Origin of the sequence: Pseudomonas sp. 9.1(2019), assembly GCF_009910445.1 — a bacterium.
Classification (GTDB): Bacteria; Pseudomonadota; Gammaproteobacteria; order Pseudomonadales; family Pseudomonadaceae; genus Aquipseudomonas; species Aquipseudomonas paraversuta.
Genome location: NZ_VBWF01000005.1, coordinates 23,349 through 41,081 on the forward strand (window position 1 = coordinate 23,349; position 17,733 = coordinate 41,081).

Below are 17,733 nucleotides of genomic sequence, written 5' to 3' on the forward strand. Positions count from 1 at the left end.
GAGTCGAAGAGATGGGTCAGAAAGTACATCCCATTGGCATTCGCCTGGGAATCGTCAAGGAGCACACCTCCGTCTGGTACGCAGACGGCCGGACTTATGCGGACTATTTGTTCGCTGATCTGAAGGTGCGTGAATACCTCCAAGACAAACTAAAAAGCGCGTCCGTAAGCCGTATCGATATCCATCGTCCGGCTCAGACTGCACGTATCACCATCCACACTGCTCGTCCTGGTATCGTTATCGGGAAGAAAGGTGAAGATGTTGAGAAACTGCGTCAGGACCTGACCAAGCAAATGGGTGTGCCTGTGCACATCAATATCGAAGAGATCCGCAAGCCGGAACTCGACGGTATGCTGGTTGCGCAGAGCGTAGCTCAGCAGCTGGAGCGTCGTGTAATGTTCCGTCGCGCGATGAAACGCGCTGTACAGAACGCTATGCGCATTGGTGCCAAAGGCATCAAAATCCAAGTGAGCGGTCGTCTCGGCGGTGCTGAAATCGCACGTACTGAATGGTATCGCGAAGGTCGTGTGCCACTGCACACCCTGCGTGCCGACATCGACTATGCCAACTACGAAGCTCACACCACTTACGGTGTGATCGGTGTAAAGGTTTGGATCTTCAAAGGCGAAGTAATTGGTGGTCGCCAAGAAGAACTGAAGCCACAAGCACCAGCGCCTCGTAAAAAAGCTGCTAAGTAAGGGGTACGCCAAATGTTACAACCTAAGCGTACGAAGTTCCGCAAGCAGATGACAGGCCACAACCGTGGCTTGGCATTGCGCGGTAGCAAAGTCAGCTTCGGCGAATATGCGCTGAAGTCTGTTGCTCGTGGTCGTCTCACCGCTCGTCAGATCGAATCAGCGCGTCGTGCACTGACCCGTCACGTTAAGCGTGGCGGTAAGATCTGGATCCGTGTATTCCCGGACAAGCCTGTAACCAAAAAGCCACTCGAAGTTCGGATGGGTAAAGGTAAGGGTAACGTGGAATATTGGGTTGCCCAGATTCAGCCAGGCAAAGTCCTGTATGAAATCGAGGGTGTTACTGAAGAGCTGGCGCGTGAGGCTTTCGCCCTGGCTGCTGCAAAGCTGCCGCTCGCCACCTCCTTTGTTAAACGGACGGTGATGTGATGAAAGCGAATGAACTTCGTGAAAAATCCGCACAGCAGCTGAACGAGCAACTGCTCGGCTTGCTGCGCGACCAGTTCAATCTGCGCATGCAGAAAGCAACTGGCCAGTTGGGGCAGTCGCATCTGCTCTCGCAAGTTAAGCGTGACATCGCTCGCGTGAAGACTGTGCTCAAACAGCAGGCAGGTAAGTAATCATGGCTGAAGCCGAAAAAACTGTCCGTACGCTGACTGGCCGTGTTGTCAGCGACAAGATGGACAAGACCATCACCGTACTGATCGAGCGTCGCGTTAAGCACCCGATCTACGGTAAATATGTTAAGCGTTCGACTAAGCTGCACGCGCACGACGAAACCAATCAGTGCCACATCGGCGACAAGGTCACTATTCGTGAAACTCGTCCGCTGGCCAAGACCAAGTCTTGGGCATTGGTTGATATTCTCGAACGCGCTGTGGAAGTCTAAGGACTAGGGGTCGGAGAAATTATATGATTCAGACTCAATCCATGCTCGATGTGGCCGATAACAGCGGCGCACGCCGCGTTATGTGCATCAAGGTGCTGGGTGGCTCCCATCGTCGTTACGCTGGTATCGGTGACATCATCAAAGTTACCGTGAAGGAAGCAATTCCTCGCGGTAAAGTGAAAAAAGGCCAAGTGATGACTGCTGTTGTAGTCCGCACTCGTCACGGCGTACGTCGTGCTGATGGCTCCATTATCCGCTTTGATGGCAACGCTGCTGTTCTTCTGAACAACAAGCAAGAGCCGATCGGCACCCGTATCTTTGGGCCAGTGACCCGTGAACTTCGTACTGAGAAGTTCATGAAGATCGTCTCGCTCGCCCCAGAAGTGCTGTAAGGAGATCCGACATGCAAAAGATTCGTCGTGACGACGAGATCATCGTGATCGCCGGCAAAGACAAAGGTAAGCGCGGTAAGGTGCTTAAGGTTCTCGCTAACAACCGTTTGGTTATTGGCGGTCTGAACCTGGTTAAGCGTCATACCAAGCCTAACCCTATGTCGGGCGTGCAAGGCGGTATCGTCGAAAAAGAAGCTCCACTGGACGCTTCTAACGTCGCCATCTTCAACGGCGAAACCAACAAGGCTGACCGCGTTGGTTTCAAAGTAGAAGAAGGCAAGAAAATTCGTGTCTTCAAGTCGACCCAAAAAGCGGTTGATGCTTGAACACTGCTAGGTAGATAAGACCATGGCACGACTAAAAGAGATTTACCGGAAGGAAATCGCTCCGAAACTTAAGGAAGAACTTAAGCTTTCGAACGTGATGGAAGTTCCGCGCGTTACCAAAATCACCCTGAACATGGGTTTGGGCGAAGCGATCGGTGATAAGAAAATCATCGAGCACGCTGTAGCTGATTTGGAAAAGATCACGGGTCAAAAATGTGTTGTGACCTACGCTCGCAAGTCCATCGCAGGCTTTAAAGTTCGCGAAGGCTGGCCGATCGGCGTTAAAGTTACTCTGCGCCGTGAGCGTATGTACGAATTCCTGGATCGTCTGCTGTCGATCTCCCTGCCTCGGGTACGCGACTTCCGCGGCCTGAATGCCAAGTCCTTCGATGGTCGTGGTAACTACAGCATGGGCGTGAAAGAGCAGATCATCTTCCCGGAAATCGACTACGACAAGATCGATGCCCTTCGCGGTCTGGACATTACCCTGACCACCACTGCTCGGACAGATGATGAAGGTCGCGCCTTGTTGCGTGCTTTCAAATTCCCGTTCCGCAACTGATTGGAGTAGGAAAATGGCCAAGATGAGCATGAAAAACCGCGAGCTGAAGCGTCAGCTCACGGTTGCCAAGTTCGCCAAGAAGCGTGCAGCACTGAAAGCCATCATCGTGGATCTGAACGCAAGTCCAGAAGCACGTTGGGAAGCTCAGGTAGCTCTGCAGAAGCAGCCACGTGACGCAAGCGCTGCGCGCATGCGTAACCGCTGCCGCCTGACTGGTCGTCCGCATGGTGTTTACCGCAAGTTCGGCCTTGGCCGTAACAAATTGCGTGAAGCAGCAATGCGCGGTGACGTACCAGGTCTGGTTAAAGCCAGCTGGTAAGGCGTACAGGCAAAGTTGTCACTGTCAGGATCGCAAGATCCTGACAGTCGGTGACCTTGAATATGAATCAAGCCCCTATTGGGGCTTGATTCATTTCTGGCGTGTGTCTAGAATGACCGGCTCGCCTGAGCCCGTGCTTTTTAAGCATTGAGTCACTCGGCGACAGATGTAGCCGCGAGGCTAATTATTTTTGTAACAGGAGCGTCTAGCCCATGAGTATGCAGGACCCGTTAGCGGACATGCTAACTCGAATCCGTAATGCCCAGATGGCTGAAAAGTCCGTCGTAAGCATGCCATCTTCCACGTTGAAGGTAGCTGTAGCCAAAGTTCTCAAAGACGAAGGTTACATCGCGGATTATCAGATCAGCAGCGAAATCAAACCACTGCTGTCTATCGAGCTGAAATACTTCGAAGGCCGTTCGGTTATCGAAGAAGTGAAGCGCGTTAGCCGTCCAGGCCTGCGTCAGTACAAGTCCTCCGAAGATCTGCCGAAAGTTCGTGGCGGTCTTGGTGTGTCTATCGTCTCCACCAGCAAAGGTGTGATGACGGATCGTGCTGCGCGCGCTGCCGGTGTCGGCGGCGAAGTTCTTTGCACTGTGTTCTAAGGGGGGATAAGCATGTCACGCGTCGCTAAGAACCCCGTTAAGCTGCCAGCTGGTGTCGAAGTAAAATTCGCCGGCCAACAGCTTTCGGTGAAGGGTGCCAAGGGCACTCTAGAACTGAACATCCATTCGTCCGTTGAGATCGTTGAAGAAGCTGGTGAGCTGCGTTTCGCTGCTCGCAATGGCGATCAACAAACTCGCGCAATGGCTGGTACCACTCGTGCGTTGGTAAACAACATGGTCCAAGGCGTAAGCCAAGGCTTCGAGCGCAAGCTCCAGCTGGTCGGTGTTGGTTACAAAGCGCAAGCAAAAGGCACAGTGCTGAACCTGGCTCTTGGCTTCTCGCACCCAGTGGATTACGAACTGCCGGAAGGCATCACCGCTGAGACTCCTAGCCAAACCGATATCCTGATCCGGGGTATTGATAAGCAGCTGGTAGGTCAGGTGGCCGCTGAGATCCGCGGTTTCCGTCCGCCAGAGCCTTATAAAGGTAAGGGTGTACGTTACGCGGACGAAGTCGTCCGTCGTAAAGAAGCCAAGAAGAAGTAGGGCATAGCAAATGACCGACAAAAAAGTTACTCGCCTGCGTCGCGCTCGCAAAGCACGTCTGAAAATGCACGAACTCGAAGTCGTGCGTCTCTGCGTGTTCCGCTCGTCGCAGCATATATACGCCCAGGTCATCTCGGCCGACGGCAGCAAAGTCCTGGCAAGTGCCTCGACTTTGGACAAAGAACTGCGTGATGCTGCTACTGGCAACATCGACGCGGCCACAAAGGTTGGCCAGCTGGTCGCTACGCGTGCAAAAGCCGCTGGCGTCTCGCAGGTGGCTTTCGACCGCTCTGGCTTCAAGTACCACGGCCGCGTGAAAGCGCTGGCTGAGGCTGCTCGTGAAGCTGGGCTGGAGTTCTAAGTTATGTCAAATAACGACCAAAAGCGCGACGAAGGCTACATTGAGAAGCTGGTTCAAGTTAACCGCGTAGCCAAAACCGTTAAAGGCGGCCGTATCTTCACTTTCACCGCGTTGACCGTGGTTGGTGATGGTAAAGGGCGCGTTGGCTTCGGCCGTGGCAAGTCACGTGAAGTGCCTGCTGCGATCCAGAAGGCAATGGAAGCTGCTCGCCGCAACATGATCCAAGTTGACCTGAACGGCACAACTCTGCAGTACGCAATGAAGTCCGCTCATGGCGCTTCGAAGGTGTACATGCAGCCTGCTTCTGAAGGTACCGGTATCATCGCTGGCGGCGCTATGCGTGCTGTCCTCGAAGTTGCTGGCGTTCAGAACGTTCTGGCCAAGTGCTACGGCTCGACTAACCCGGTAAACGTGGTTCACGCCACTTTCAAGGGTTTGAAGGCTATGCAGTCTCCTGAGTCTATTGCCGCTAAGCGTGGCAAAAGCGTTAAGGAGATCTTCTGATCATGGCTACCGTTAAAGTAACGCTGATCAAAAGCATGACCGGCCGCATCCCTAATCACAAACTGTGCATTAAGGGTCTGGGTCTGCGTCGCATCGGTCACACTGTAGAAGTACTTGATACTCCCGAGAATCGCGGGATGATCAACAAGGCTTACTACATGCTGCGTGTAGAGGGTTAATCGATGAAACTCAATGATCTGAGTCCAGCGCCGGGTTCCCGTCGCGAAAAGCATCGTCCGGGCCGTGGTATCGGTAGCGGTTTGGGTAAGACTGGTGGCCGTGGTCACAAAGGTCAGTCCTCCCGTTCCGGTGGCACAATTGCTCCAGGCTTTGAAGGCGGTCAACAGCCGCTGCATCGCCGTCTGCCTAAGTTCGGTTTCGTTTCCCTGAAAGCCATGGATCGCGCAGAAGTGCGTTTGTCCGAGCTGGCTAAAGTGGAAGGCGACATCGTTACTGTGCAGACCCTGAAAGATGCCAACGTGATCAACGTCAACGTACTGCGTGTGAAAATCATGCTGTCCGGTGAAGTTACTCGCGCTGTCACAATCGGCAAGGGAATCGGCGCCACCAAAGGTGCGCGTTCGGCTATCGAAGCAGCTGGCGGCAAGTTCGAGGAATAAATGGCTAAGCAAGGTGCTCTCTCAGCGCTCAGCAAAGGCGGGTTATCCGAGCTCTGGGCTCGTCTGCGTTTTCTATTCCTGGCGATTATCGTCTACCGAATAGGCGCACACATCCCAGTTCCAGGTATTAACCCGGACCGGTTGGCGGACCTGTTTCGACAGAATGAGGGGACCATTCTTAGCTTGTTCAACATGTTTTCCGGCGGCGCGCTGGAGCGGATGAGTATTTTTGCGCTGGGGATCATGCCGTACATTTCGGCATCGATCATCATGCAGCTTATGTCCGCTGTCAGCCCGCAGCTGGAGCAGTTGAAGAAGGAAGGTGAAGCTGGTCGTCGCAAGATAAGCCAGTACACCCGCTACCTCACTGTCGCTCTTGCTCTTGTTCAGGCTATTGGCATGTCCATAGGTCTGGCAGGGCAAGGCGTAGCGTTCACTGGTGACCTGGGCTTCCATTTCGTTGCAGTGACCACTTTTGTGGCTGGTGCAATGTTCATGATGTGGCTGGGTGAGCAGATTACTGAGCGTGGTGTTGGCAACGGTATCTCGATGTTGATTTTTTCGGGTATCGTCGCCGGTCTTCCGAGAGCAATTGGGCAGTCTTTCGAGTCTGCGCGTCAGGGCGATATCAATATCTTCGCTCTGGTTGCTATCGGTTTGCTGGCAGTAGCGATTATCGGTTTCGTGGTGTTCATTGAGCGTGGTCAGCGTCGTATTGCTGTTCACTACGCCAAGCGTCAGCAGGGCCGCAAGGTGTTTGCTGCGCAGACTAGCCACCTACCGCTGAAAGTGAATATGGCCGGTGTTATTCCGGCTATTTTTGCGAGCAGCATTTTGCTGTTCCCGGCTTCGCTGGGTGCCTGGTTCGGTCAGTCTGAAGGTATGGGCTGGTTGCAGGACATCTCGCAGTCGATCGCTCCTGGTCAGCCGTTGAATATTCTGCTGTTTAGTGCAGGGATTATTTTCTTCTGCTTCTTCTATACGGCGTTGATGTTCAATCCGAAAGACGTAGCGGAAAACCTGAAGAAGTCCGGTGCCTTTATTCCGGGTATCCGTCCAGGTGAGCAGTCGGCGCGCTATATTGATGGCGTTTTGACTCGTTTGACTCTGTTCGGTGCTCTTTATATGACGGCCGTATGTCTGTTGCCCCAGTTCCTGGTGGTTGCGGCAAACGTTCCGTTCTACCTTGGCGGGACCTCGTTGCTGATCGTGGTCGTGGTTGTTATGGACTTCATGTCCCAAGTACAATCGCACCTCGTTTCGCACCAGTACGAATCCCTGATGAAGAAAGCCAACCTGAAGGGCTACGGCAGCGGCATGCTTCGCTGAAGTACCCATAAGGTGAGAGGAGTTGGTGATGAAAGTTCGTGCATCGGTGAAAAAGCTGTGCCGTAACTGCAAGATTATTCGCCGCGAAGGTGTTGTTCGGGTAATTTGCAGCGCGGAACCACGTCACAAACAGCGCCAAGGCTGAGTGTGATCTGTTTGAAGCCCAGCAGCTAGTGCGCTGCTGGGTTGATTATTTGTTATTACAGCGATATTATCTCGCGCCCTATTTCTTGGCTTCCGGGGCGTAGGTAGCTGTCAATTGGAGTCCCACTGAATGGCCCGTATTGCAGGCGTTAACATTCCAGATAACAAGCACACTGTTATCTCGCTGACCTACATCTTTGGTGTTGGTCGCACTACTGCGCAGAAAATTTGCGCAGAGACTGGGGTAAACCCAGCCGCTAAGATCAAAGATCTGAGCGACGAGCAGATTGAGTTGCTGCGTGGCGAAGTGGCAAAGTTCACCACTGAAGGTGACCTGCGTCGTGAAGTCAACATGAAAATCAAACGCTTGATGGATTTGGGCTGCTACCGCGGTCTGCGCCATCGTCGTGGTCTTCCAGTACGCGGTCAGCGTACCAAGACCAACGCGCGTACTCGCAAAGGTCCGCGTAAGCCGATCCGCAAGTAATCGCACCAGCGAATCGACAGGAATTTAGTCATGGCAAAACCTGCTGCTCGTCCTCGTAAAAAAGTCAAAAAGACAGTGGTTGATGGCATCGCCCACATCCACGCGTCTTTCAACAACACAATCGTGACCATCACCGACCGTCAGGGTAACGCGCTTTCTTGGGCTACCTCCGGTGGTTCGGGTTTCCGCGGTTCTCGCAAGTCCACCCCGTTCGCTGCTCAAGTAGCTGCTGAACGTGCTGGTCAAGCTGCGCTGGAATATGGCCTGAAAAACCTTGACGTTAACGTTAAAGGTCCAGGTCCAGGTCGTGAGTCCGCTGTCCGTGCTTTGAACGGCTGTGGCTATAAGATCGCCAGCATCACCGACGTGACGCCAATCCCGCACAACGGGTGCCGTCCGCCGAAGAAGCGCCGCGTGTAATCCAGGAGACTGTAAAGAATGGCTCGTTACATTGGTCCAAAATGCAAACTGGCACGTCGTGAAGGCACCGATCTCTTCTTGAAGAGTGGTGTGCGCGCTATCGAATCGAAGTGCAATATTGAAGCTGCTCCAGGCATCCACGGCCAACGCCGCGGTCGCCAATCCGACTACGGCACCCAACTGCGTGAAAAGCAGAAGGTCCGTCGTATCTACGGCGTTCTCGAGCGTCAGTTCAGCGGCTACTACAAACAAGCTGCTGGCAAGAAAGGTGCAACTGGCGAAAACCTGTTGCAACTGCTCGAATGCCGCCTGGATAACGTCGTATACCGTATGGGTTTCGGTTCTACTCGTGCCGAATCCCGTCAGTTGGTATCGCACAAGTCGATCAGCGTAAACGGTCAGACCGTTAACGTTCCGTCTTACCAGGTACGTGCTGGTGACGTGGTCGCTATCCGCGAGAAAGCAAAGAACCAGCTTCGCATTGTCCAAGCTCTCGATCTGTGTGCCCAACGTGGCCGCGTAGAATGGGTAGAAGTAGACACTGAGAAGAAGTCGGGCGTTTTCAAGAACGTTCCTGCTCGCAGTGATCTGTCCGCCGACATCAACGAAAGCCTGATTGTCGAGCTCTACTCCAAGTAAGGGCTAGAAAATAGGTGCATCCATGCAGATTTCGGTAAATGAGTTCCTGACACCTCGCCATATTGATGTGCAAGTTGTCAGTCCAACCCGCGCTAAAATCACACTCGAGCCTCTCGAGCGTGGTTTTGGCCACACCCTGGGCAACGCGCTGCGACGCATCCTGTTGTCCTCAATGCCAGGCTGTGCAGTAGTCGAGGCCGAGATTGATGGTGTGCTCCACGAGTACAGCGCCATCGAAGGTGTACAGGAAGACGTAATTGAAATCCTGTTGAACCTTAAAGGTCTGGCTATCAAGCTGCACGGCCGTGACGAAGTTACGCTGACCTTGTCGAAGAAGGGTTCGGGGGTGGTTACCGCTGCCGATATTCAGCTGGATCATGATGTCGAGATCGTTAATCCCGATCACGTAATCGCCAACCTGGCGTCTAACGGCGCCTTGAACATGAAGCTCACTGTAGCTCGTGGTCGTGGTTATGAACCAGCAGACTCGCGTCAGAGCGATGAAGACGAAAGCCGCAGCATTGGTCGCTTGCAGCTTGACTCTTCGTTCAGCCCGGTTCGCCGTATCGCATACGTGGTGGAAAACGCCCGTGTCGAACAGCGTACTAACCTGGACAAGCTGGTTATTGATCTGGAGACCAACGGTACACTGGATCCTGAAGAGGCTATTCGTCGTGCTGCAACCATCCTGCAACAGCAGTTGGCTGCATTCGTCGACCTCAAAGGTGACAGCGAACCAGTGGTTATCGAACAGGAAGACGAGATCGATCCGATCCTGCTTCGTCCGGTTGACGATCTGGAACTGACCGTGCGTTCGGCCAACTGCCTTAAGGCGGAGAACATTTACTACATCGGTGACCTGATTCAGCGCACCGAAGTAGAACTGTTGAAGACTCCGAACCTGGGCAAGAAATCCTTGACTGAAATCAAGGACGTTCTGGCCTCCCGTGGTCTGTCCCTCGGCATGCGCCTCGACAACTGGCCGCCTGCAAGTCTTAAGAAGGACGACAAGGCGACTGCCTGATCGTCGTAATCACCGAACGTTGTGTTTGGTAAGGAATGAACCATGCGTCATCGTAAAAGTGGTCGTCACCTGAGCCGCACTAGCTCCCACCGCAAGGCTATGTTTCAAAACATGGCAGTGTCGTTGTTTGAGCACGAGCTGATCAAAACGACTCTGCCGAAAGCCAAAGAATTGCGTCGCGTTGCTGAGCCGCTGATTACTCTGGCCAAGAATGATTGTCTGGCTAACCGCCGTCTGGCATTCGACCGTACGCGTTCGAAAGCCATCGTTGGTAAGCTGTTCAACGATCTGGGCAAGCGTTATGCAACTCGTGAGGGTGGCTACCTGCGCATCCTCAAGTGCGGTTTCCGTGCTGGCGACAACGCGCCTATGGCGTACGTCGAGTTGGTTGATCGTCCAGTTGGCGGTGAAGCTGTATCCGCTGAGTAAGACGTCAGTCTCTACAAAGAACCGGGCCTAGTGCCCGGTTTTTTGTGTCTGATTAATTATTATTTTCTATTGATCGCGATCAATTAATGAATTTGCCCGCGTAGAGTTCATGGTCAATACTCCTCCTCAGCCGATTAGCCGGCAGTACAAAGACTTACTGAGGAAGCAAAAGCATGAGCCAGACCAAAACGCTTACGACCGCCAGCGGCGCTCCAGTTGCTGACAACCAGAATTCTCGTTCTGCTGGCCCCCGTGGCCCATTGTTGCTCGATGATTTTCATCTGATCGAAAAGCTTGCTCACTTCAACCGTGAAAACATTCCGGAGCGTCGTGTCCACGCCAAGGGTTCGGGTGCACATGGCACCTTCACGCTGACCCGTGACATGGCTCAACTCAGCAGCGCCAAGCTGTTTGATACCGTAGGCAAGCAAACCCCGACCTTTCTGCGTTTCTCTACCGTAGGCGGCGAGCGCGGCTCGGCAGACACTGCCCGTGATCCACGTGGTTTTGCCCTCAAGTTCTATACCGAAGAAGGCAACTGGGACATCGTGGGTAACAACACCCCGGTATTCTTCATTCGTGATCCGTTGAAGTTTCCTGACTTTATCCACACCCAAAAACGCCTTCCGCAGAGCAATCTGAAAAGTGCACAGATGATGTGGGACTTCTGGTCGCATTCCCCTGAATCCCTGCACCAGGTCACCATCCTGTTTTCCGATCGTGGCATCCCGGATGGCTATCGCCACATGCACGGGTTCGGCAGCCACACCTACAGCCTGATCAATGCGGCCGGTGAGCGTCACTGGGTCAAATGGCACTATAAAACCATGCAAGGCATCAAGAACCTGCCGCCAGCGGAAGCCGAGCGTCTTGCAGGCAGTGATCCGGACTACGCGCAGCGTGATCTGTTTGATGCCATCGAGCGGGGCGACTTCCCGAAATGGCGCGTATGCATGCAAGTCATGACTGAAGCCCAGGCTGCGGCCCACTACGAAAACCCGTTTGACGTGACCAAAACCTGGTCGCAGAAAGAGTTCCCGCTGATTGAAATTGGCGAGCTGGAGTTGAATCGCAATCCGCTTAACTACTTTGCCGAGGTTGAGCAGGCTGCATTTGGTCCAAGCAACATGGTTCCGGGTGTCGGTCTGTCGCCAGATCGCATGCTGCAAGGCCGTGTGTTCGCTTACGCGGATGCCCATCGTTACCGTATAGGCACCAACCACCAGCACTTGCCGATCAACGCTGCGCGGGTGCCTGTGCATAACTACCAGCGCGATGGCTCGATGGCTTTTGGCAACAACGGTGGCGCTGCACCCAACTATGAACCCAACAGCTATGCCGATGCACCCAAGCAGGCGCCGCAGTATGCAGAGCCGCCTTTGGCCCTGAGTGGCGCGGCCGATCGTTACGATCATCGGGTTGACAGCGATTACTACAGCCACGCCGGTGCGCTGTTCCGTCTGATGAATGACCAGCAGAAAACCCTGCTGATAAACAATATTGCAGGCGCCATGGACGGGGTTACGCCAGATGTTGTGCAGCGTCAGCTGCAGCATTTCTACAACGCCGATCAGGCTTACGGTGACGGTGTTGCCAAAGCACTGGGTGTAAAGGCTAAGTAAGTCTAAGTGAGAAGCAGAACCGCCCTCAATTGGGCGGTTTTTGCGTTATTTAGCTCTGTTTTCTCTACAAATGCAGGATTTTATAGCGATTGAGTCGTGACCTCCCGGTCAGCTTGGTTCAAACTACAGACTTTCAAGCAGGGAGATGTGCGGCGATGCAAGGGCACCCGGACGTAATCGATTATCTCAACACGTTGCTCACCGGCGAGCTGGCTGCACGTGACCAATACTTTGTCCATTCCCGTATGTACGAGGACTGGGGCTTTGCCAAGCTGTACGAGCGTATCAACCACGAAATGGAAGAAGAGGCACAACACGCTGATGCGTTGATGCGCCGGATTCTGATGCTCGAAGGCACTCCGCGCATGCGCCCGGATGATCTGGATGTCGGTACCACAGTGCCTGAGATGTTTGCTGCCGACTTGCGTCTTGAGTACAAGGTTCGCGCAGCGCTCTGCAAGGGCATCGCTCTGTGCGAGCAGCACAAGGATTACGTGAGCCGCGACATGTTGCGCATTCAGCTGGCAGACACTGAAGAAGATCACACCTACTGGCTGGAAAAGCAGTTGGGCCTGATCAAGGCCATCGGCCTGCAGAACTACCTGCAATCGCAGTTCTGACCGACCTCGATCTGTAGGCGCGCACTTGCCCGCGAGCCGTTAAAAGATTGCGAGCAGAAGTCTGACCCATGAAAAAGCCCCTGCCACTTCACAATGGCAGGGGCTTTTTCATGCCCGGGATTTAATCCCTGTCGCGGATCAGCAGCGGCTTCAAATAGAAGCCTGTATGGGATTGCGCCATTTCAGCCACGTCTTCCGGTGTGCCGACCGCTATGATCTGCCCACCTTTGGAGCCGCCTTCTGGCCCAAGATCCACCAGCCAGTCAGCAGTCTTGATGACGTCCAGGTTGTGTTCGATCACCACCACCGTATTGCCGTGGTCTCGTAGTCGATGCAGCACATCCAGCAATTGCTGGATGTCAGCAAAGTGCAGGCCTGTTGTAGGTTCATCGAGGATATACAGGGTCTTGCCGGTATCGCGCTTGGACAGCTCGCGGGACAGTTTGACCCGTTGCGCCTCGCCGCCTGACAGCGTCGTGGCGGACTGCCCCAGCTTGATGTACGACAGACCTACATCCATCAGTGTCTGCAGCTTGCGCGCCAGCGCAGGCACCGCGTCGAAGAACACACGGGCTTCTTCGATCGTCATCTCCAGCACTTCGTGAATGCTCTTGCCCTTGTATTTGATTTCAAGGGTTTCACGGTTGTAGCGCTTGCTCTTGCACACGTCACAAGGAACATAGATGTCGGGCAGAAAGTGCATTTCCACCTTGATCAGGCCATCGCCCTGACATGCCTCGCAGCGTCCGCCCTTCACGTTGAAGGAGAAACGCCCTGGCCCGTAGCCCCGGGAGCGGGATTCCGGTACGCCGGAAAACAACTCGCGGATAGGCGTGAACAGCCCGGTGTACGTTGCCGGGTTGGAACGAGGGGTACGACCGATCGGGCTCTGGTCGATATCGACCACCTTGTCCAGATGCTCAAGGCCTTTGATGCTGTCGTGCGCCGCGGCCTCCAGGGTAGTCGCGCCATTCAGGGCGGTAGCACTGAGCGGGTAGAGCGTGTTGTTGATCAGCGTCGACTTGCCCGAACCCGAAACCCCGGTCACACAGGTCAGCAGCCCCAGAGGGATTTCCAGATCCACGTTGCGCAAGTTGTTGCCGCGGGCGCCCTTGAGCGACAGCGTCATCTTCTTGTTGCGCGGCGTACGTTTGGCCGGCACGGGAATTTTCACACGGCCCGACAGGTACTTACCGGTCAGCGAATCCGGATGCGCCATCACCTCGGCAGGCGTGCCTTGGGCAACGATGTGTCCGCCATGCACCCCGGCGCCCGGGCCGATATCAACCACATAGTCCGCCAGACGAATCGCATCCTCGTCATGCTCCACCACAATCACTGTGTTGCCGATGTCGCGCAGATGCTTGAGGGTGCCGAGCAGGCGATCGTTATCGCGCTGATGCAGACCGATGGAGGGCTCGTCGAGGATGTACAGCACCCCGACCAGACCTGCGCCGATCTGGCTGGCCAGACGGATACGTTGCGCCTCACCGCCAGACAGGGTGTCAGCACTGCGATCCAGCGACAGATAGTCCAGGCCCACGTTCACCAAAAACTGCAGGCGTTCGCGAATTTCCTTGAGGATCTTGTCGGCGATTTCCCCGCGGCGCCCGGTCAGGCTCAGGGTGCTGAAATACTCGGTTGCATCCCCGATCGGCATATTGGTCACGGCCGGCAGGGTTTTCTCGCCGACCCAGACGTGACGGGCTTCGCGACGCAGGCGGGTGCCGCGGCAATCCGGGCAAGACTGAGTGCTCAGGAACTTGGCCAGCTCTTCGCGCACAGTGGCCGATTCGGTTTCGCGATAGCGGCGCTCCAGGTTGGGCACGATGCCTTCAAACGGGTGCGAGCGCTTGACGATATCGCCCCGATCATTCAGATAGCGGAAATCAACGTTATGGGTGCCGCTGCCATACAAAATGACTTTTTGCTTGTCGGCCGGGAGTTCACCGAAGGGCACTTCCAGACTGAAGTCGTAATGCTTGGCCAGCGCCCCGAGCATCTGGAAGTAATAAACGTTACGCCGGTCCCAGCCGCGTATGGCGCCTTCGGCCAGCGTCAGCTCTCCATTGACCAGGCGTTTGATATCGAAAAACTGCTTGACCCCCAAACCGTCACAGGTCGGACACGCCCCGGCGGGGTTGTTGAAGGAAAACAGTTTGGGCTCAAGTTCGCTGATGGCATGGCCGCAGATCGGGCAGGCGAAGCGCGCGGAGAAGATCATCTCTTCGCCCGGCTCGTCGTCCATAGGTGCAACCAGAGCAATGCCGTCGGCCAGCTTCAGCGCGGTCTCGAATGACTCGGCCAGGCGCTGTTGCAGGTCAGGCCGAACCTTGAAGCGGTCAACCACTACATCAATAGTGTGCTTCTTCTGCTTGTCGAGCTTGGGCAGCTCGTCCAGTTCGCAGAGTCTGCCATTGACCCGGGCCCGCACGAAACCTTGAGCGCGCAGCTCTTCAAAAACCGAAAGGTGTTCACCTTTGCGCTCGCGAATCACGGGGGCCAGGAGCATCAGCTTGCTGCCTTCCGGCTGCGCCAGTACCAGGTCGACCATTTGGCTGACGGTTTGGGCTTCAAGCGGGATGTCGTGATCGGGGCAGCGGGGGATGCCTACGCGGGCATACAGCAGGCGCAGGTAATCATAAATTTCGGTGATGGTGCCGACAGTGGAACGCGGGTTATGGGATGTTGATTTCTGCTCGATGGATATCGCCGGTGACAGACCTTCGATGGTATCGACGTCAGGCTTTTCCATCATCGACAAGAACTGCCGGGCATAGGCCGACAGCGACTCGACATAACGGCGTTGGCCTTCAGCGTACAGCGTATCAAACGCCAGGGATGATTTGCCGGAGCCAGACAGTCCGGTGATGACGATCAGCTTGTCCCTGGGCAGGGTCAGGTCGATGTTCTTCAGGTTGTGGGTTCGTGCCCCACGTATCAGGATCTTGTCCACTGCGGCCTCGCTTGGCGGGCATAACGTAAACGAATGAGTATACGGATCTGTACGAAAGCTGTGCAGGCTCTTAATGGCATGTTGGTATTAATGAGCCTTTATAACTTTTACGTGACAAAGCGTCGCGCCTCTCTCGTGTGTGTGCTGTTACTCGATGGGACTGGTAGAATCGCCGCCGGTTCACATGAGGTTATTCCATGCACGATCCCCACAGCGACCGCATGAGTGGTAGCGAGACCCGGGCAGCAAGCGGTCTGGCCCTTGTGTTCGCCTTCCGTATGCTTGGCATGTTTATGGTGTTGCCGGTTCTGGCGACCTATGGGATGGACCTCGCCGGTGCGACGCCAGCCCTGATCGGCCTGGCCATAGGCGCATACGGCCTGACTCAGGCAATTTTTCAGATTCCTTTCGGGGTTATTTCTGACCGTATTGGTCGGCGTCCGGTTATTTACCTTGGGTTGATCGTCTTCGCCCTCGGTAGTGTGCTGGCAGCCAACTCGGACTCGATCTGGGGCGTCATTGCCGGTCGGATCCTGCAGGGTGCAGGCGCAATCTCTGCCGCCGTAATGGCGTTGCTTTCAGACCTCACTCGCGAACAGCACCGCACCAAAGCCATGGCCATGATCGGCATGACCATTGGCTTGTCGTTTGCGGTGGCGATGGTCGTAGGCCCGTTGTTAACCCGGGCCTTCGGGTTGTCGGGCCTGTTCCTGGCCACCGGCGGCATGGCGCTGGTCGGGATCGTCATCGTCATGTTCATGGTGCCGCGCTCAACCGGTACCTTGCAGCATCGCGAGTCGGGGGTTGCCAGGCAGGCATTGCTGCCGACCTTGCGGCACCCTGACCTGCTGCGTCTGGACCTGGGGATTTTCGTACTGCACGCCATGCTGATGTCGAGTTTCATCGCATTGCCGCTGGCGCTGGTCGAAAAAGCCGGCTTGCCCAAAGAGCAACATTGGTGGGTGTACCTGACTGCCTTGCTGATTTCTTTCTTCGCCATGATTCCGTTCATCATCTACGGCGAAAAGAAACGCAAAATGAAACGAGTTTTACTCGGCGCCGTCGTGACGTTGATGCTCACTGAGCTATTCTTCTGGAAGTTCGGCGACAGCTTGCGAGCGTTGGTGATAGGTACCGTGGTGTTTTTCACCGCGTTCAACCTGCTCGAAGCTTCATTGCCTTCGTTGATCAGCAAGGTATCTCCGGCGGGTGGCAAGGGTACGGCGATGGGGGTTTATTCCACCAGTCAGTTCCTCGGTTCGGCACTGGGCGGCATACTCGGCGGCTGGTTATTTCAGCATGGCGGTTTGTCGGTTGTGTTCCTTGGATGCGCAGGTCTGGCTGCACTCTGGCTGGTCTTTGCTGTTACCATGCGTGAACCGCCTTATGTGACAAGCTTGCGCTTGCCGCTATCGCCTGAAGCGCTTCGCGAAGCAGGTCTGGCCGAGCGTTTAAAGGCTGTTACAGGCGTTACAGATGCAGTGGTGGTAGCACAAGAGGCTGCCATTTATATCAAATTGGACACCGAACTATTGGATCGCGCGACACTCGAGCAGTTGGTTAACCCAGCGCCGACGTGCGAAGCCTAGGAGAACGTTATGGCCCGTGGGGTTAACAAAGTTATATTGGTCGGCACGTGCGGCCAGGATCCCGAAGTTCGCTACTTGCCTAACGGTAATGCCGTGACCAACCTGAGTCTGGCAACCAGCGAACAGTGGACCGACAAGCAAACCGGCCAGAAAGTCGAAAAGACTGAATGGCACCGTGTATCGATGTTCGGCAAGGTTGCCGAGATCGCCGGCGAATACCTGCGCAAGGGTTCGCAGGTGTACATCGAAGGCAAGCTGCAAACCCGTGAGTGGGAAAAAGACGGTATCAAGCGTTACACCACCGAAATCGTGGTCGACATGCAAGGCACCATGCAACTGCTGGGCGGCCGTCCGCAGGGCGACCAACAAAACCAGGGCGGTGGTAACAACTACCAGCCACAGCAGTCTGCACCGCGTCAGCAGGCTCAACGCCCTGCGCCGCAGCAGCAACAGCCTCAACAGCAGCAGTCGCGCCCAGCGCCGCAGCAGCAGGCACCTCAACCTGCACCGGACTTCGACAGCTTTGATGACGATATCCCGTTCTAGCTACTAGCGTTCGGGCGACATACTCAGAACCAACAAAGGCCCGTCGCTGATTCAGCAACGGGCCTTTTGTTTGGGGCCGGAAATGGCTGCGCGGCGCAGGGCGCTGACA

At 55.1% G+C, this 17,733-nt stretch carries 26 protein-coding genes; 25 read left to right on the forward strand and 1 reads right to left on the reverse strand.

Annotated elements, in window-relative coordinates; all coding sequences use genetic code 11:
• The first annotated feature begins 11 nt into the window (after positions 1 to 11).
• The 23 genes from rpsC to bfr all read left to right on the forward strand — a co-directional run bounded on the left by rpsC (position 12) and on the right by bfr (position 12,533).
• Positions 12 to 698 (forward strand): 30S ribosomal protein S3, encoded by a 687-nt coding sequence (gene rpsC, locus FEZ21_RS06055; RefSeq protein WP_003176422.1) that lies wholly within the window; start codon positions 12 to 14, stop codon positions 696 to 698.
• Positions 699 to 710: 12 nt separating this feature from the next.
• Entirely contained in the window at positions 711 to 1,124 is a 414-nt protein-coding gene (gene rplP, locus FEZ21_RS06060) for a 50S ribosomal protein L16 (protein ID WP_003444372.1), read from the forward strand.
• Entirely contained in the window at positions 1,124 to 1,315 is a 192-nt protein-coding gene (gene rpmC, locus FEZ21_RS06065) for a 50S ribosomal protein L29 (protein ID WP_003444371.1), read from the forward strand. The genes rplP and rpmC overlap by 1 nt, the downstream gene beginning before the upstream one ends.
• A gap of 2 nt (positions 1,316 to 1,317) precedes the next feature.
• The gene (gene rpsQ / locus FEZ21_RS06070) at positions 1,318 to 1,584 is read left to right on the forward strand and encodes a 30S ribosomal protein S17 (protein ID WP_003444370.1); all 267 of its coding nucleotides are present in this window, start codon (positions 1,318 to 1,320) and stop codon (positions 1,582 to 1,584) included.
• 23 nt (positions 1,585 to 1,607) lie between these two features.
• Entirely contained in the window at positions 1,608 to 1,976 is a 369-nt protein-coding gene (gene rplN, locus FEZ21_RS06075) for a 50S ribosomal protein L14 (protein WP_002555479.1), read from the forward strand.
• 11 nt (positions 1,977 to 1,987) lie between these two features.
• Complete coding sequence (rplX, locus tag FEZ21_RS06080) at positions 1,988 to 2,302, forward strand: 50S ribosomal protein L24 (protein WP_003444369.1); 315 nt, start codon at positions 1,988 to 1,990, stop codon at positions 2,300 to 2,302.
• Positions 2,303 to 2,324: 22 nt separating this feature from the next.
• Entirely contained in the window at positions 2,325 to 2,864 is a 540-nt protein-coding gene (gene rplE / locus FEZ21_RS06085; RefSeq protein WP_003444368.1) for a 50S ribosomal protein L5, read from the forward strand.
• A gap of 13 nt (positions 2,865 to 2,877) precedes the next feature.
• On the forward strand, positions 2,878 to 3,183 hold the full coding sequence (gene rpsN / locus FEZ21_RS06090) for a 30S ribosomal protein S14 (protein WP_003444367.1): 306 nt from the start codon (positions 2,878 to 2,880) through the stop codon (positions 3,181 to 3,183).
• 212 nt (positions 3,184 to 3,395) lie between these two features.
• A complete protein-coding gene (rpsH, locus tag FEZ21_RS06095) occupies positions 3,396 to 3,788 on the forward strand; it encodes a 30S ribosomal protein S8 (protein WP_003444366.1) in 393 nt (130 codons plus the stop codon).
• Between the two features lie 12 nt (positions 3,789 to 3,800).
• Positions 3,801 to 4,334 carry a 50S ribosomal protein L6 gene (rplF, locus tag FEZ21_RS06100; protein ID WP_003444365.1) on the forward strand — a complete coding sequence of 178 codons (534 nt, stop codon included), beginning with the start codon at positions 3,801 to 3,803 and terminating at the stop codon, positions 4,332 to 4,334.
• A gap of 10 nt (positions 4,335 to 4,344) precedes the next feature.
• Positions 4,345 to 4,695 (forward strand): 50S ribosomal protein L18, encoded by a 351-nt coding sequence (gene rplR / locus FEZ21_RS06105; RefSeq protein ID WP_003444364.1) that lies wholly within the window; start codon positions 4,345 to 4,347, stop codon positions 4,693 to 4,695.
• 3 nt (positions 4,696 to 4,698) lie between these two features.
• Positions 4,699 to 5,199: a 30S ribosomal protein S5 gene (gene rpsE, locus FEZ21_RS06110; RefSeq protein WP_003186035.1), complete on the forward strand. Its 501-nt coding sequence runs from the start codon at positions 4,699 to 4,701 to the stop codon at positions 5,197 to 5,199.
• A gap of 2 nt (positions 5,200 to 5,201) precedes the next feature.
• The gene (gene rpmD / locus FEZ21_RS06115) at positions 5,202 to 5,378 is read left to right on the forward strand and encodes a 50S ribosomal protein L30 (RefSeq protein ID WP_003444363.1); all 177 of its coding nucleotides are present in this window, start codon (positions 5,202 to 5,204) and stop codon (positions 5,376 to 5,378) included.
• Between the two features lie 3 nt (positions 5,379 to 5,381).
• Positions 5,382 to 5,819 (forward strand): 50S ribosomal protein L15, encoded by a 438-nt coding sequence (gene rplO / locus FEZ21_RS06120; protein ID WP_003444362.1) that lies wholly within the window; start codon positions 5,382 to 5,384, stop codon positions 5,817 to 5,819.
• Positions 5,820 to 7,148, forward strand: coding sequence for a preprotein translocase subunit SecY (gene secY / locus FEZ21_RS06125; protein ID WP_003444361.1), 1,329 nt, complete (start codon positions 5,820 to 5,822; stop codon positions 7,146 to 7,148). It begins immediately after the preceding gene.
• A 28-nt stretch (positions 7,149 to 7,176) separates the two neighbouring features.
• On the forward strand, positions 7,177 to 7,293 hold the full coding sequence (rpmJ, locus tag FEZ21_RS06130) for a 50S ribosomal protein L36 (protein ID WP_002555468.1): 117 nt from the start codon (positions 7,177 to 7,179) through the stop codon (positions 7,291 to 7,293).
• Between the two features lie 129 nt (positions 7,294 to 7,422).
• Entirely contained in the window at positions 7,423 to 7,779 is a 357-nt protein-coding gene (gene rpsM, locus FEZ21_RS06135) for a 30S ribosomal protein S13 (protein ID WP_003444360.1), read from the forward strand.
• Positions 7,780 to 7,809: 30 nt separating this feature from the next.
• Positions 7,810 to 8,199: a 30S ribosomal protein S11 gene (gene rpsK / locus FEZ21_RS06140; RefSeq protein ID WP_002555466.1), complete on the forward strand. Its 390-nt coding sequence runs from the start codon at positions 7,810 to 7,812 to the stop codon at positions 8,197 to 8,199.
• Positions 8,200 to 8,217: 18 nt separating this feature from the next.
• Positions 8,218 to 8,838: a 30S ribosomal protein S4 gene (rpsD, locus tag FEZ21_RS06145; RefSeq protein WP_003444359.1), complete on the forward strand. Its 621-nt coding sequence runs from the start codon at positions 8,218 to 8,220 to the stop codon at positions 8,836 to 8,838.
• Between the two features lie 22 nt (positions 8,839 to 8,860).
• Positions 8,861 to 9,862, forward strand: coding sequence for a DNA-directed RNA polymerase subunit alpha (locus FEZ21_RS06150; RefSeq protein ID WP_003176403.1), 1,002 nt, complete (start codon positions 8,861 to 8,863; stop codon positions 9,860 to 9,862).
• A gap of 42 nt (positions 9,863 to 9,904) precedes the next feature.
• Positions 9,905 to 10,291, forward strand: coding sequence for a 50S ribosomal protein L17 (gene rplQ / locus FEZ21_RS06155; RefSeq protein WP_003444357.1), 387 nt, complete (start codon positions 9,905 to 9,907; stop codon positions 10,289 to 10,291).
• Positions 10,292 to 10,464: 173 nt separating this feature from the next.
• A complete protein-coding gene (locus FEZ21_RS06160) occupies positions 10,465 to 11,913 on the forward strand; it encodes a catalase (RefSeq protein ID WP_003444355.1) in 1,449 nt (482 codons plus the stop codon).
• A gap of 155 nt (positions 11,914 to 12,068) precedes the next feature.
• Positions 12,069 to 12,533: a bacterioferritin gene (bfr, locus tag FEZ21_RS06165; RefSeq protein WP_003444336.1), complete on the forward strand. Its 465-nt coding sequence runs from the start codon at positions 12,069 to 12,071 to the stop codon at positions 12,531 to 12,533.
• Positions 12,534 to 12,654: 121 nt separating this feature from the next.
• Here the strand turns inward: bfr and uvrA are convergent, their stop codons facing one another.
• Positions 12,655 to 15,489 (reverse strand): excinuclease ABC subunit UvrA, encoded by a 2,835-nt coding sequence (gene uvrA / locus FEZ21_RS06170; RefSeq protein WP_003444334.1) that lies wholly within the window; start codon positions 15,487 to 15,489, stop codon positions 12,655 to 12,657.
• A 197-nt stretch (positions 15,490 to 15,686) separates the two neighbouring features.
• Here uvrA and FEZ21_RS06175 point away from each other — a divergent pair, with 197 nt between their 5' ends.
• Positions 15,687 to 17,078 carry an MFS transporter gene (locus tag FEZ21_RS06175; RefSeq protein ID WP_003444333.1) on the forward strand — a complete coding sequence of 464 codons (1,392 nt, stop codon included), beginning with the start codon at positions 15,687 to 15,689 and terminating at the stop codon, positions 17,076 to 17,078.
• A 9-nt stretch (positions 17,079 to 17,087) separates the two neighbouring features.
• Positions 17,088 to 17,624, forward strand: coding sequence for a single-stranded DNA-binding protein (locus FEZ21_RS06180; protein WP_003444330.1), 537 nt, complete (start codon positions 17,088 to 17,090; stop codon positions 17,622 to 17,624).
• The last annotated feature ends 109 nt before the right edge of the window (positions 17,625 to 17,733 follow it).